We start from the raw sequence: 14,020 nt of genomic DNA, 5'->3' as shown, positions 1-14,020 counted from the left end.
ATGGCTGCTCCTGATTTTGTTCATTTAAGAGTTCATTCAGACTTTTCGATGGTTGATGGCCTTGCTAAAACAAAGCCAATAGTCGCAAAAGCGCAAGAGCTGCAAATGCCAGCCATTGCAATTACTGATCAAATGAACTTTTGTGGTTTAGTGCGTTTTTATGGCGCCACGCATAATGCAGGTATTAAACCTATAGTGGGTGCTGACTTTTGGGTTCGTAGCCCAGAGTTTCCTGATGAGCCAAGCCGCTTAACCATATTAGCCAAAGACAACGACGGCTATAAAAATATTACCTTATTAATATCTAAAGCGTATCAGCGTGGGCATGTATTTCATCGCCCTGTGATTGACCGCGAGTGGTTAGTTGAGCTAAAAGCAGGCTTAATTATTCTCTCAGGCGCTAAAGACGGTGACTTAGGTAAAGCGTTATTAAAAAATAATCCGACTGTAATTGAATCGGTTGTTAGTTTTTATAAGCAGCATTTTAGCGATAACTACTACCTAGAGCTTGTTCGCACCAATCGACCGCTTGAAGAAGATTACTTACACATGGCGGTAGAGCTTGCTGCTAAAGAGCAACTACCGGTTGTAGCCACCAACGAAGTGGTGTTTTTAAAGCCCGAAAACTTTGAAGCGCACGAAATTCGTGTTGCTATTTTTGATGGTTACACGCTCGATGATAAGCGCCGCCCTAAACGGTTCTCTGAAGAACAATATCTAAAAACACCAGAGCAAATGGCTGAGCTTTTTAGCGATATTCCAGAAGCCCTACAAAATACCGTAGAAATCGCTAAGCGTTGTAATGTAACTGTGCAATTAGGTACTTACTTTTTACCTGATTACCCAACCGGCTCGCTTAAAATTGAAGACTTTTTAGTTAAAGTGTCAGAAGATGGCCTTGAAGAGCGACTACAGTTTTTATTCCCCGACGAAGAAGATAGAAAAGTAAAACGTGTTGAATACGATGAGCGTCTTGCAATTGAACTCGGTGTAATCAACCAAATGGGATTCCCAGGTTACTTCTTAATCGTAATGGAGTTTATTCAGTGGAGTAAAGATAATAATATTCCAGTTGGACCTGGTCGTGGTTCAGGTGCGGGTTCGTTAGTTGCGTACGCACTTAAAATTACCGACCTTGATCCACTTGAGTTTGACTTACTCTTTGAGCGATTCTTAAACCCTGAACGTGTATCAATGCCCGATTTCGACGTCGATTTTTGTATGGATAGACGAGACGAAGTAATTGATCACGTGTCGGCTTTGTATGGTCGAGATGCGGTTTCGCAAATTATTACCTTTGGTACCATGGCTGCAAAAGCGGTAATACGCGATGTAGGGCGAGTGCTTGGCCATCCTTACGGGTTTGTTGATCGAATTTCAAAATTGATTCCGGGTGACCCCGGTATGACACTTGCCAAAGCGTTTGATGTAGAACCACGCTTGCAAGAAGCCTACGATGGCGACAATGAGGTAAAAGATTTAATCGACATGTGTCGCATCCTTGAAGGGTGTACACGTAATGCCGGTAAGCATGCGGGTGGCGTAGTAATATCGCCAACCACTATTACCGACTTCGCTGCGCTTTATTGCGATGACGAAGGTAAGTTTCCAGTAACACAGTTTGATAAAAACGATGTAGAAACAGCCGGCTTAGTTAAGTTCGATTTCTTGGGTTTACGTACACTGACTATATTGCAGTGGGCGGTCGATATGACCAATGTGCGCATGAAGCGCCAAGGTAAAGACCCCGTTGATATAAACACCATTCCACTGGATGATAAAAAAAGTATTGAGTTGCTACTTCGAGCCGAAACGACTGCTGTATTCCAGCTAGAGTCGCGTGGTATGAAAGACTTAGTACGCCGCCTTAAGCCCGACTGCTTTGAAGATATGATTGCACTTGTGGCCTTGTTCCGCCCAGGTCCGCTGCAATCAGGCATGGTAGATAACTTTATCGACCGAAAACTGGGCCGAGAAGAAATCTCATACCCAGATGCGCAGTATCAGCACGAAAGCTTAAAACCAATACTTGATCCAACCTACGGCATTATTTTGTATCAAGAACAAGTAATGCAAATTGCGCAAGTACTAGCAGGTTACACGCTAGGTGGCGCCGACATGCTGCGTCGTGCAATGGGTAAGAAAAAACCCGAAGAAATGGCAAAGCAGCGTTCAACGTTTGAAGATGGGGCAAGAAATAACGGCATTGACGGCGAGCTTGCGATAAAAATCTTCGACTTGGTAGAAAAGTTCGCAGGTTACGGTTTTAACAAATCTCACTCAGCAGCTTACGCACTTGTATCGTATCAAACATTGTGGATGAAAACGCATCATCCTGCAGAGTTTATGGCTGCGGTAATGTCGGCCGATATGGATAACACCGACAAAATAGTTATTTTGGTGGATGAATGTGAAAACATGAAGCTCACCTTATTACCACCAGACGTAAATGCAGGTGAGTTTAAGTTTACAGTAAACCTTGAAGGTGAAATTGTTTACGGCATTGGCGCGATAAAAGGCGTAGGTGAGGCACCGGTTGAAGCAATTTTAGAAGCGCGTGCAAAAGGCGGCCCATTTAAAGATTTATTTGATTTTTGTGCCCGTGTTGATTTAAAACGCTTAAATAAACGTGTTACTGAAAAATTAATTTACGCAGGTGCTTTGGATCAATTAGGACCAGAGAAAACCCAATCTGGGCGTGCTACATTACTAGCCAGTTTAAAAGATGCTATGCGTGCGGCCGATCAACACAACAAAGCTGAGCAATTAGGACAAAGTGACTTATTTGGTTTATTAGCTACTGAGCCTGATGAAGTTGAACAAGCTTTTATTAAAGCCACAGGGCTTACTGATAACGAGTGGTTAGATGGCGAAAAAGAGACGCTAGGCCTTTATTTAACTGGGCATCCGATAAATCAGTACCGCCGTGAGCTTAGGCATTACACTAGCGGAAAAATAGTAGATTTACAGCCAACTAATCGTGATGTGTTTGCAACGGCAGCTGGTTTAGTTATTGCTTCTAGGGTATTAATTAATAAAAAAGGAAATCGTTGGGCCTTAGTAACTTTAGATGACAAGAGTGCACGGATTGATGTACGCTTGTATTCAGACGAGTTTGAAAAGTACCAAGATATGCTCCAAGTTAACAATATCTTGGTAATATCTGGACAGGTCAGCTTTGATAACTTCTCCGGTGGTATTACAATGACCGCCAGAGAAATAAACACCATTGCTCAAGCGCGTGAAAAGCGTATTAAAGCGATTAAAATGACGCTGAACATGGTGCAAATCGAGGCAGGTTTCTTCGATAAATTACAAAAAGTACTCGAACCCTATAAAATGGGAACGTGTCCGATCAAGGTTTATTACCAACGTCCAGATGCGTTGGCGCAATTAACTCTTGGGATCGAATGGTGTGTTACGCCAAGTGACGACTTAATCCATAAGTTATCACTAATGGCTGCGCAAGATGTAGAACTAGAATTTAACTAATTAGGTAGTTTAGAGCATGAGCCTCAATTATCTTGATTTTGAGCTTCCAATTGCAGAATTAGAAGCAAAAATTGAAGAATTACAAAGTATCAGCCGCGCTGGCGAATTAGACCTTGAGTTAGAAGAGGAAGTCAGCAAATTAAAAGAAAAAAGTGCCAAACAAAAACAGGAGATTTTTTCTAATTTAGGCGCTTGGCAAGTATCACAGTTAGCACGTCATCCGTTGCGTCCTTACACTCGAGATTATATCGAGCGCATTTTCACGGAATTTGACGAGTTTGCTGGCGATCGTACTTTTGCTAACGATCCAGCTATTTTAGGTGGCATTGCGCGTTTAGATGGCGAACCAGTAATGGTTATTGGCCAACAAAAAGGTCGTGATACCGCTGAAAAAATTAAACGCAACTTTGGTATGCCAAAGCCAGAAGGTTACCGTAAAGCATTACGCTTAATGGAAATGGCTGAGCGTTTTAAAATGCCAATCATGACCTTTATTGACACACCAGGTGCATACCCAGGTGTTGGCGCTGAAGAACGTGGTCAATCTGAAGCAATCGCACGTAACTTAAAAGTAATGGCGTCACTTAAAGTGCCGACAATATGTACGGTTATTGGTGAAGGCGGTTCAGGCGGTGCATTAGCAATTGGTGTTGGCGACAGAGTTAACATGTTGCAATACAGCACTTATTCTGTAATTTCGCCTGAAGGTTGTGCGTCTATTCTTTGGAAAAGCGCTGACAAAGCACCGCTTGCAGCAGAAGCAATGGGTGTAACCGCAGAGCGCGTTAAAGAGCTAGACTTAATCAACAACTTAGTTGATGAGCCTCTAGGTGGTGCACATCGTAATTACGATGCTATGGCACGTAACTTAAAAGTACGCCTTAAGCGTGACCTAGCAGACTTACAAGCGCTTACGCTTGAAGAAATGCTTGATCAACGTTACAAACGTTTAATGTCGTTTGGTTATTGCTAAACACATTAATTGTTAAAAAAAAGCCGCTTATGCGGCTTTTTTGCTTTAAAATGTTCAGAGTTTTTATATAAAAGTGCGGCATATGCATACAACAGCAATTTATCAGCAATTAAAAAAATCACTAAATAGCTATATTGAGCAAGGTAACACTGTTTTTACTGTGGCGCTTTCTGGTGGTGTTGATTCTGTGGTGCTGCTGCATTTAATGCGTGCTTTAAGAGCCGATAATCCTGCAATTGATGTATCAGCTATTTATGTTCACCATGGCTTGAGCCAGTATGCTGATGACTGGCAACGCTTTTGCAAAAACGTATGTATTGAGCTTGATGTGCCTTTTAAAGCCGCAAAAGTTGTAATTGAGCAGCAGTCGCGTACGAGCCTTGAAGCCCAAGCTCGCGATGCACGTTACAAGGCACTTGATGAGCTAAGCCCAAAAGGCAGCATTGTTTTATTGGGCCAACATTTAAACGACCAAGTAGAAACGTTTTTACTGCGCTTAAAGCGTGGCTCGGGTTTAAAAGGGCTTGGCGCCATGCACCAAGCGCGTTTGCTGCAAAGTGGCCGTGTATGTTTTAGGCCATTGTTAAACGTAAAGCGAAGCGATATAGAAGCGTTTGCGGCGCGCTTTAGTATTGACCACATAACTGATGACTCAAATACAGATGAAAGTTTTGACCGTAACTTTTTACGCTCAAAAATAGTACCTGTGTTAGCCGAGCGTTTTGCTGGGTTTGAACAATGTACAGCACGAAGTATTGAGCTACTACAACAACAGCAAACATTACTTGATGAATATACTCAGCTTGATTTAAATAAGTGTATTAACGATTACCAAGCACTGTGCATTAGCCAAATAAGCAAATACAGCTCAGCGCGTATTGCAAATATAGTACGTGCGTGGCTTACATTATTTACACAAGTCATGCCATCGCAAAAGCAGCTTGAGCAAATTATTAATCAAGCAATGTGCGCAAAAAACGACGCACAAATGCGTATTGATTTGCTCGATGGGCAAATACGTCGTCACCAAGGTTATTTGTATTTTGTAACACCAAGTGAAGTATTAATAGATATTGAGCTGAATCATTCACAGCTAAAACTTGCAGACGGGCGCTTATTAATTAAAAGCATTGGTTTTGGAGTAAGACCTCCACACTCAAATGAGCAAGTAATAGTGCGCTTTAATTGCAATAGCGCACGTATTAAACCACTTAAAAAGCCTGGCAGTAATACAGTTAAGCATTGGTTTAAAGATGCAAAAATAGCGCCGTGGCTACGCGCCAGTGTGCCGCTTATTTTTTATAATGATGAGTTAGTTCAAGTGGTTGGTTGTTTTATAAGCGCTAAGCATGTTGATGAAAATGGTATTTTTTGGGAGTGTAAATAAATGAGTAAACAGCCGCATGTTGGCTTATCGTTAGTAAAAAAAGCGCCAATGGGTATGCTAATAACAGCGCTTATTGCTGTTATCGCTAATGTTTTACTTGAGTTAAATATAGTTACGTTAGGTTATGCAGTCGCTGGTGGGGTTGCATCTGCAGTACTTTTATTAGCTTATTGGTTAGGTAAAGGTGGATTGTTTTTTATTTTAGGCGTGAGCCTGCCACTGCTTTTAGTATTATTTACACCGCTTGCTACTATTACTGCATTACTTAATTTAATTAGCGGGTTCTTTTTTGGTTTTTGTGCTGCGTTGTTTATTTATAAATTGGTAAGTGCAAAGCCTAGCGGGGGAAGCTAGGCTTTTTTATTTAATGCAGTTAAGTAAAAACTAATATGCTTTTGCGCAGTTTCTACCTGATGCCTTTGCTTTGTATAAACCTTTATCTGCTCGAGCAAATATCTCAGTTTCGCAATCTTGGCTGTTAGCTAGAGTAAAACCAATACTAGTTGTTACTTTATACTTAGACATTAATGGCGATTTTCTTACTAAGCACATTATACGCTCAGCAATTACTTTATTAGTTGTAAACTCAGGGTCTTCAATAAGTAAAGCAAACTCATCACCACCAAATCTAAATACCGAATCAGTGCCGCGTATACTACTACACAGTACTTTTGAAAATTCTTTAAGTGTATCGTCACCAATTTTATGGCCGAAGTTGTCGTTAACTTGTTTAAAGTTATCTAAATCAAGCAACATTAAACTAAATGGACGTTGATAACGGCGACAGTTTTCAAGCTTTTGAAGTAAAAAATCATTAAATTGACTACGATTATTTAAACCGGTTAACGCATCCTTTGTGGCAAGCTTTAGTACGCGACTATACATCATCGCATTACGAAGTGGATAAACCAGCGCAGTATGCAAAGTATGTAGCTTTTTCTCAATGGCTTGACCAAGCGGGAATTTACTAAAATAAATTAGCTGCCCTAAGTGGTCTTTATTAATCGCTAAATCAAAAATATAGGGTGTACTATTTGTATCACTTTGTGATGTTTGAGCAGTACCTAAAGTTGATTGAAACTGCAATCCAGAAAAATTGAGCAATTGTTTTGCAAATTTAGCGTAAATAGCCAGAACATCCTCGATCACTAAGCTTGTTTGTAGCTCTGCGACGAGTTCATGCGTTTCAGTTATTTCATTTGTAGGTGAGTGTTCAGCCGAAAACGGCAAAAAATCACCGCGACCAGACACACGCTGCGTCAAAATATGGACGTTTTCCATTAAATTCTCCCCCGAGGGTGTTACTTTGCAATAACTAAGCTATTTTTGTGCCATATTTTAAAATTGCATGAAAAACATATGGTTGTTATATTTACTTACAAGCTACTAGTTTAATTTAAACGCGAGGCTGCATTTGCAAAGTATTAATGCTCAAATTTTTGGCTTATTAGTCGCGGCAGTTCTTTTTGTGTGGTTTTTTAAGCGCATTGGCTTGCCGCCTATTTTAGCGTACCTAGCAACGGGGGTTTTAGCCGGTAGTCATGGTATTGGCTGGCTTGCACAATCTCACGAAATAGAGTTTGTAGCTGAATTGGGTATTGTGTTTTTGTTATTTAGTTTAGGGCTAGAATTTTCTATTTCTCGGTTAATGGCAATGCGAAACCTAGTATTTGGTTTGGGCTCATTACAAGTAGGTATAACCAGTTTACTCTTCATTATTATTCTATATTGCTTAAACTTTTCATTACTCACCAGTTTTACCATCGGCACAATTATGGCACTTTCTTCAACCGCTGTGGTTGTTAAGCTATTAAAGGAAACGGGTGAGCTTAATCAGCGCCGTGGGCAATTGGCCGTTGGTGTACTGCTTTTTCAAGATATTGCTGTTGTTCCTCTATTAATAATACTTCCTTTATTTGCATCAAGTGACTCTCAAAGTATTGGCTGGGCTTTAGCGTTTGCCCTAAGTAAAGGCGCATTTGTATGTGTGCTTCTTTGGGCAATTGGTAAATGGGTATTGCCCATTGTGTTTAAAGAAATAGCGCAAGTACGAACCGATGAGTTATTTGTACTTACCACCATATTAGTCGCGTTGTTTGCAGGCTTTTTAACCTATATGTTTGGCTTGTCTATGGCGCTAGGTGCTTTTTTAGCCGGAATGATGTTAGGTGAGAGCCATTACAGGCATCAGTTAGAGGCCGATATACGCCCATTTCGCGATATTTTAATGGGGCTATTTTTTGTTACTGTAGGTATGCAGCTAGATATTTTATTTGTACTGGGGCATATCGTAATAATTATTGGTGCCTTGCTGGGTTTACTGGTATTAAAAATTGCAGTGGTAGCCTTTAGCGCGCGGCTAATGCATGAGCGAAACCAAGATTCACTCGCCTGTGGCATTATGCTGTGGCAAATGGGGGAGTTTGGCTTTGTACTTATTGCACTTGCTGGCCAGCATCAATTATTAAATTCAGAGCAAGCTTCATTTTTAATTGCCCTTGGTGTGCTTTCAATGGCATTTACCCCATTTTTGATTGATAAAACGCCATTTATTTTAAAGCGTTTAGGCATACTCGATCGCCCAAGTTTGGCGCTCGAGAGTGAGCCACAAAGTAGTACGCTTTATAGTGACCATGTTGTTATTTGTGGTTTTTCACGAGTTGGGCAAACTATAGCGCGTTTTTTAAAGCCCGAAGCAATAGACTATGTTGCGATTGAAAGTAACCCAATTTTAGTACAAGAAGGCAAAGCGGCGGGTGAGCCTGTCATATTTGGCTATGTTAAACAAAAAGATATTTTAAAGTGCGCAGGAGTAGAGCGAGCTCGCTTGGTTATTATTACTTTTACAGAGTTTGATCATGCACAAGTTGTGATTGATGCCATAAAGCAAATAGCACCCAATGTTAAAATACTCATTCGTACCCGTGACGATAGCCAGCTAGATTATTTAAAAGAGTTGGGCGTAACCGAAGTAGTACCTGAGTCGTTAGAGGCAAGCTTAATGCTCGTGTCGCATGTGTTGTCTATGTCGGGAGTACCGATGACGCGTATTGTGCGAAGAGTAAGTAAAGAGCGTCGTAATCGTTATCCGTTAATGCAAAGCTTTTATGCAGGCTATTTTAAAGATAACGAAGATACATCAAGTGACAGGTTAGAGTACTTACATGTGGTTGCTCTTCCTGATAAAGCTTATGCAGTTAATAAAAAAATCGAAAATTTAAATTTAGAAAAGCGTCGGGTACTGGTAAAAGCACTGCGCAGAGAAGGGGCAGAAATAGACACGCCATCAGCACAAACAATCTTATTGGCTAATGACGTTTTAGTGTTACAAGGTAAACCAAGGCGTGTTGAGCGGGTAGAGCACTACCTGCTCGACGGAATAGAATAACGTTTCTGTTTGGGCTTAATCTAGTTCTAAAAACGTGCGTATCTCCGGTAATTTTTTCATACCGTCTTCATAACCAATTTGCATTAAATGCTGGGTGTAGCGTTTTTCAAACAATAGATAACTGGTTAAGCTCGATTGCGAATGTTTTTTAACGCCTATCGTACGTAGCAATACTTTAATAGCCCAAGGCATATCGTCGTAATACTGCGCTGCAATAGCATTAAAGTTTTGCGATGGGTTAATTACAAAGGTATCTATTTGTTTAAGTTCTTGATGTTTGTCGCGAGCGGGTAATAGCCCTAATGTGCGGTTAACACGAGCCAAACGCTCTAAATCCGATTGCATAGTGTCGGTAAATACACTGTCTAGCAAATGCCCCGCAACAGCAGAGAGTCCAGGATAATGTGGCGAATAACCCGGCGGGTGTAATTCTTTAGGTTGGTCTACTCCAATAATAAATATTTTTTCAGCGCCTAAATGAATCGACGGACTCAGCGGAGAAAGTTGATGTATAGAGCCATCCCCAAAGTAATGGTTATAAATATTTACACTTGGAAACACCATAGGAATGGCACTTGATGCCATTAAGTGCTCAACATTAATACGAGTTGCGCGGCCTTCGCGTTTAGCACGTTGCCAAGATGTTTGCGTATTAGATTGAAAAAATGCAACAGAGTCACCCGTTGTATAACTTGAGGCTGTAATAGACAGCGCATCTAAATAATTACGGTGTAAATTGCGCTCAATGCGGTGTAAATCTAAAATCTCGTTTAATAAACTACGCAGAGGGCGGTTATTTAGTAAGCTCGCTGGTGGGTGGTTAATATGCTCTGACTGAAAGCTCGTTAAGATATTGCGAGCAATATGACCAAACACGCTTAAAAAGTCACTTTTATAGACCATAGAGGTTGAAAAGTTTTTCCAAACTGATTCGAGCTTTCGTACAGCCAAATGCGCACAAGAAGCGTAACATGCCAATGCAGCTGAGTTAATAGCGCCAGCGGAGGTGCCATTTATTACTCTAAATGGCAATGGAGCAGTACGAGGCATACTATGAGCTAGCGCTTTTAGCACACCCACTTGATAAGCAGCTCGTGCGCCACCACCTGTAAGTAATAAGGCAGTTTTAGGTTTTTGTGGATCAACTTGCTTGATTTTCATATTGGTGGTTAAACTGTTCTACGTCTTTACTTTATTTATTAACTGTAAGTCTTTAAGCTAGAAGAATCAAAGGATAACTGCCCTAATGCTTATTACATTATTTAATCACCCAATCTAGTAGGTAACTTACTTTGTTATAGTTGCCGTAATATAAAATGTCATAGTATTTGTGTAAGAATGAATTTAATCCACTTAGCGTACTCTAAGTGATATCGCATTTTAATTTTTATGGAGTTCGTATGTCAGATAAACCAGAAGCATCAGATGTTCAAAAACGTCCACCTAATAACAATATTCTTTTCGCCGTTATTATTTTAATAGTCGTAGCATGTGCGGCCGCCTTCGTATTGCTCACACCAAGTGACGAGCAAGAAACACGCACTGAGGTAGAGCCCGCAGTTAAAGAGCAACCTATGATGGAGCTTAAACCCGAGAATGACCCAGTGGTAGACGCGCCATCTGTAATGCCAGAAAAACCAGCCGAGCTTGAAGTACCAGCACAAAGCCCGAGTGAGCCGGAGCCTGAAGTAGAGCCACTACCAACACTTAACGAAAGTGATGCAGTTGTGGTTGCTAAAATGGATGAGTACCTAAGCGACTCAGTAATGAGCCTAATGGTGACCGACGATGTAATTCGCCGTGGTGTTGTATTTGTAGATAACCTAGCTAAAGGTAAGGTAGCTAAAAAGCACACGCCTGTTGTACAGCCAGAAGAAAAATTTAGCGTTAATGAAGGGGATATCCTCACAATTAACCCTAATAGCTACGAGCGTTATACCCCGTATGTGAAAATATTTACCAGTATGAGTGCAGCGCAAGCCGTTCGTATGTACGAAGAGTACAAGCCACTTATAAATAATGCATACAGTGAAATTGGTTATGGCGATGATGAGTTTAATCAAACGCTAACCGATGCAATCGATTTATTACTTGATACGCCAGAGCCTGAAGGTGACTTGCCGTTACTTCGCGACTCAGTGACGTATCAGTATGCGTTTTCGGAGTGGGAGCAATTACCTGCTGCGCAAAAACAGCTTTTACGTATGGGTCCAGAAAACATGAAAAAAGTAAAAGCAGCACTTCGTAATATAAAAGCGCAGTTAGAGAACAATTAATACGCACTAAAACAGCTAAATACGTCGCGATTGTATATGAAGTATGCAATCGCACTTTCTTTTTAGATTATCCCTTGAATAACAGAGCAAAAGTAGAGATAATCCTTCCCGCGCCAACCAAGGCCCTCAATGGTAGTCTTATTGGTCCTCTCGCAACACTAGCAGGCGAACCTGGTCAGGCCCGGAAGGGAGCAGCCACAGTTTGTGACGTGTGTGCCGAGATGTGGCTGGTAAGACTGCCACCCAAATTCCTCATTTGGGTGTTTATACTAATAAATTTATCTCCTCAAAAATAATTCCTCTAATTAAATAATACTATTTATTTATTGATTACTTTATAAATTACTTTATAAATTACTTTATAGATTGTTGTGTGATTTTTTTGTAAAAAATATTACTAATAACTACATGGTAATATTAATTAAAAGTAAATTAACCTCCCTTTTAAACATGTTGCTCATCCTCGATTCGTAAAATACGACTTAAGTCTAGATTGTGTAGTACGAAGTTAGGATTAGAATAATGACAAATTTAGAGAGGAGCTCAGTATGCACTTGGAACGTATTCGCAATAGTAACCTGCACGACAAGGTAATGCCGGCAGAGCAAGCAAGCCAATTTATTAAAGATGGAATGACTGTAGGGATGAGTGGTTTCACTCGTGCCGGAGAAGCTAAAGCAGTACCCAGAGCATTAATTGAGCAAGTCAAAAAAAATCCAATCAAAATAAATTTAATGACGGGTGCGTCATTAGGTAATGATCTCGACAAGCTATTAACAGAGGCGGGCATTTTAGCGCGTCGTATGCCTTTTCAAGTAGATAGCACTTTACGTAAAGCGATTAATAACGGCGAAGTTATGTTTATTGATCAGCATTTATCTGAAACAGTTGAGCATCTACGCAATCATCAATTAACCATGCCTGATGTGGCTGTTATTGAAGCCGTCGCTATTACCGAAGAAGGGCATATTGTGCCAACGACATCGGTAGGTAACTCAGCCAGTTTTGCTATTTTTGCCAAACAAGTCATCGTTGAAATTAATATGCTGCATAACCCGAATCTTGAAGGTTTGCACGATATATACATTCCTTCGTATCGTCCTACTCGTCAACCAATGCCGTTAGTTAAAGTAGATGATAGAATTGGTAGTACTGCTATTCCTATCGATCCTGCAAAAATTGTTGGTATTGTTTTTACTAACCAAAGCGACTCGTTTTCTACCGTAACCGACCCTGATGAAGACACCGCATCTATTGCGCGCCATTTAGTTAACTTTTTTAAAGAAGAAGTGGCTCAAAATAAATTGCCAGCTAATTTAGGTCCACTACAAGCAGGCATTGGTAACATTGCTAATGCAGTGATGATGGGACTACTCGATTCTGACTTTAAAGACCTAACAATGTACTCTGAAGTACTGCAAGATTCGACATTTGACCTAATTGACGCAGGTAAGATGAGCTTTGCATCAGGCAGCTCAATTGTTTTATCGGAGCGTTGTAACGCGCAAGTATTCAATAATTTAGAAAAATACAAAGACAAGCTAGTGTTACGCCCTCAAGAAATTTCTAACCATCCTGAAATAGTGCGCCGTTTAGGGATTATTGCAATAAACACCGCGCTTGAGTTTGATATGTATGGCAACGTAAATTCAACACATGTGTGTGGCACACGAATGATGAATGGTATTGGTGGCTCTGGTGATTTTGCTCGTAATGCTCATTTAGCAATATTTGTGACTAAATCGATTGCTAAAAATGGGGCTATTTCAAGCGTAGTGCCTATGGCGAGCCATGTTGATCATAACGAACACGATGTTGATATTTTAGTAACCGAGCAAGGCTTAGCTGATTTACGCGGTTTAGCGCCGCGAGAGCGTGCTGTACAAGTTATTAAGCACTGCGTGCACCCAGATTACCGCGACGATATGTTAGATTACTACAGTCGTGCTTGTGAGCGTGGTGGGCATACCCCTCATTTACTTGAAGAAGCATTTAGTTGGCATATTCGCCTTGAACAACAAGGCAGCATGAAAAAAGTATCTGTAGCAGATGCTCCAGTGCAACTTTCTGCATAAGCATTTTGGTTTATTAAAATTGAATTAGTAAGTTTTATACTTACTTTTGAACCGCACTAGTGTCAGCTCAATCAGCTTTGATTAGTGCGGTTTGATAAAAACTGTAAGTCCAAAATAATTTTATACCTACTCTTTGCATACCTTTCCCAGCCACCTTTTATTATTTTATTTACTTAGGTTTAAGTGCTATTACCGTTATTAAGTGTGTAATGTGTTTATTAAAAAATAGAGATGCTTAAATGGCGTTTGACAGAGGGTTAGAAGAGCGACCTTACAGTAAAACCAGTTAAGGGCTTGGTTTATATTTTGCCTGAAGGTTTTGAGTCTGATTTAGCATATTGAATAAATACGTGCGTTAACTTTGTAGAACCTTTACTGCCCAAACCTTTTAAAAAACGACCCGCACTCAAGTAAATTAGCGAAGTATCA

The 14,020-nt window shown here is 40.5% G+C and carries 9 protein-coding genes and 1 other RNA gene; 8 read left to right on the top strand and 2 right to left on the bottom strand.

The genetic code is table 11. From position 1 onward, the window contains the following. The 4 genes from dnaE (at position 1) to QT16_RS00215 (ending at position 6,206) form a co-directional block, all read left to right on the top strand. Positions 1–3,492, top strand: coding sequence for a DNA polymerase III subunit alpha (gene dnaE / locus QT16_RS00230; RefSeq protein WP_039484336.1), 3,492 nt, complete (start codon positions 1–3; stop codon positions 3,490–3,492). A gap of 16 nt (positions 3,493–3,508) precedes the next feature. Continuing rightward, positions 3,509–4,465, top strand: a complete 957-nt coding sequence (gene accA, locus QT16_RS00225) for an acetyl-CoA carboxylase carboxyl transferase subunit alpha (RefSeq protein ID WP_002958297.1) — start codon at positions 3,509–3,511, stop codon at positions 4,463–4,465. A gap of 82 nt (positions 4,466–4,547) precedes the next feature. Continuing rightward, positions 4,548–5,852: a tRNA lysidine(34) synthetase TilS gene (gene tilS / locus QT16_RS00220; protein WP_039484330.1), complete on the top strand. Its 1,305-nt coding sequence runs from the start codon at positions 4,548–4,550 to the stop codon at positions 5,850–5,852. Beyond that, positions 5,853–6,206 (top strand): hypothetical protein, encoded by a 354-nt coding sequence (locus QT16_RS00215; RefSeq protein ID WP_039484326.1) that lies wholly within the window; start codon positions 5,853–5,855, stop codon positions 6,204–6,206. 30 nt (positions 6,207–6,236) lie between these two features. Here QT16_RS00215 and QT16_RS00210 read toward each other — a convergent pair whose 3' ends face one another. Then, positions 6,237–7,133, bottom strand: a complete 897-nt coding sequence (locus QT16_RS00210) for a GGDEF domain-containing protein (RefSeq protein ID WP_002958294.1) — start codon at positions 7,131–7,133, stop codon at positions 6,237–6,239. Between the two features lie 133 nt (positions 7,134–7,266). On the opposite strand from QT16_RS00210, the gene QT16_RS00205 reads away from it, so the two are divergent. Continuing rightward, a complete protein-coding gene (locus QT16_RS00205) occupies positions 7,267–9,240 on the top strand; it encodes a monovalent cation:proton antiporter family protein (protein ID WP_039484323.1) in 1,974 nt (657 codons plus the stop codon). A 15-nt stretch (positions 9,241–9,255) separates the two neighbouring features. On the opposite strand, the gene QT16_RS00200 is transcribed toward QT16_RS00205, so the two are convergent. Continuing rightward, positions 9,256–10,401, bottom strand: a complete 1,146-nt coding sequence (locus tag QT16_RS00200; protein WP_039484320.1) for a patatin-like phospholipase family protein — start codon at positions 10,399–10,401, stop codon at positions 9,256–9,258. A 239-nt stretch (positions 10,402–10,640) separates the two neighbouring features. Here QT16_RS00200 and QT16_RS00195 point away from each other — a divergent pair, with 239 nt between their 5' ends. The 3 genes from QT16_RS00195 to scpC all read left to right on the top strand — a co-directional run bounded on the left by QT16_RS00195 (position 10,641) and on the right by scpC (position 13,591). Next, positions 10,641–11,516 (top strand): DUF3014 domain-containing protein, encoded by an 876-nt coding sequence (locus tag QT16_RS00195; RefSeq protein ID WP_039484317.1) that lies wholly within the window; start codon positions 10,641–10,643, stop codon positions 11,514–11,516. Positions 11,517–11,655: 139 nt separating this feature from the next. Beyond that, positions 11,656–11,752, top strand: an RNA gene (gene ffs, locus QT16_RS20490) — signal recognition particle sRNA small type. A 312-nt stretch (positions 11,753–12,064) separates the two neighbouring features. Continuing rightward, complete coding sequence (gene scpC, locus QT16_RS00185; protein WP_039484311.1) at positions 12,065–13,591, top strand: succinyl-CoA:acetate CoA-transferase ScpC; 1,527 nt, start codon at positions 12,065–12,067, stop codon at positions 13,589–13,591. Positions 13,592–14,020 lie beyond the last annotated feature (429 nt).

Source organism: Pseudoalteromonas distincta (genome assembly GCF_000814675.1).
GTDB lineage: Bacteria > Pseudomonadota > Gammaproteobacteria > Enterobacterales > Alteromonadaceae > Pseudoalteromonas > Pseudoalteromonas distincta.
The sequence above is the reverse complement of the archived record's forward strand: the minus strand, read 5'-3'. Positions and strand labels throughout refer to the sequence as shown.

Coding starts and splice junctions, on each gene's coding strand:
- dnaE (WP_039484336.1), top strand. CDS start 1: ATGGCTGCTCCTGATTTTGTTCATTTAAGAGTTCATTCAGACTTTTCG.
- accA (WP_002958297.1), top strand. CDS start 3,509: ATGAGCCTCAATTATCTTGATTTTGAGCTTCCAATTGCAGAATTAGAA.
- tilS (WP_039484330.1), top strand. CDS start 4,548: ATGCATACAACAGCAATTTATCAGCAATTAAAAAAATCACTAAATAGC.
- QT16_RS00215 (WP_039484326.1), top strand. CDS start 5,853: ATGAGTAAACAGCCGCATGTTGGCTTATCGTTAGTAAAAAAAGCGCCA.
- QT16_RS00210 (WP_002958294.1), bottom strand. CDS start 7,133: ATGGAAAACGTCCATATTTTGACGCAGCGTGTGTCTGGTCGCGGTGAT.
- QT16_RS00200 (WP_039484320.1), bottom strand. CDS start 10,401: ATGAAAATCAAGCAAGTTGATCCACAAAAACCTAAAACTGCCTTATTA.
- QT16_RS00195 (WP_039484317.1), top strand. CDS start 10,641: ATGTCAGATAAACCAGAAGCATCAGATGTTCAAAAACGTCCACCTAAT.
- scpC (WP_039484311.1), top strand. CDS start 12,065: ATGCACTTGGAACGTATTCGCAATAGTAACCTGCACGACAAGGTAATG.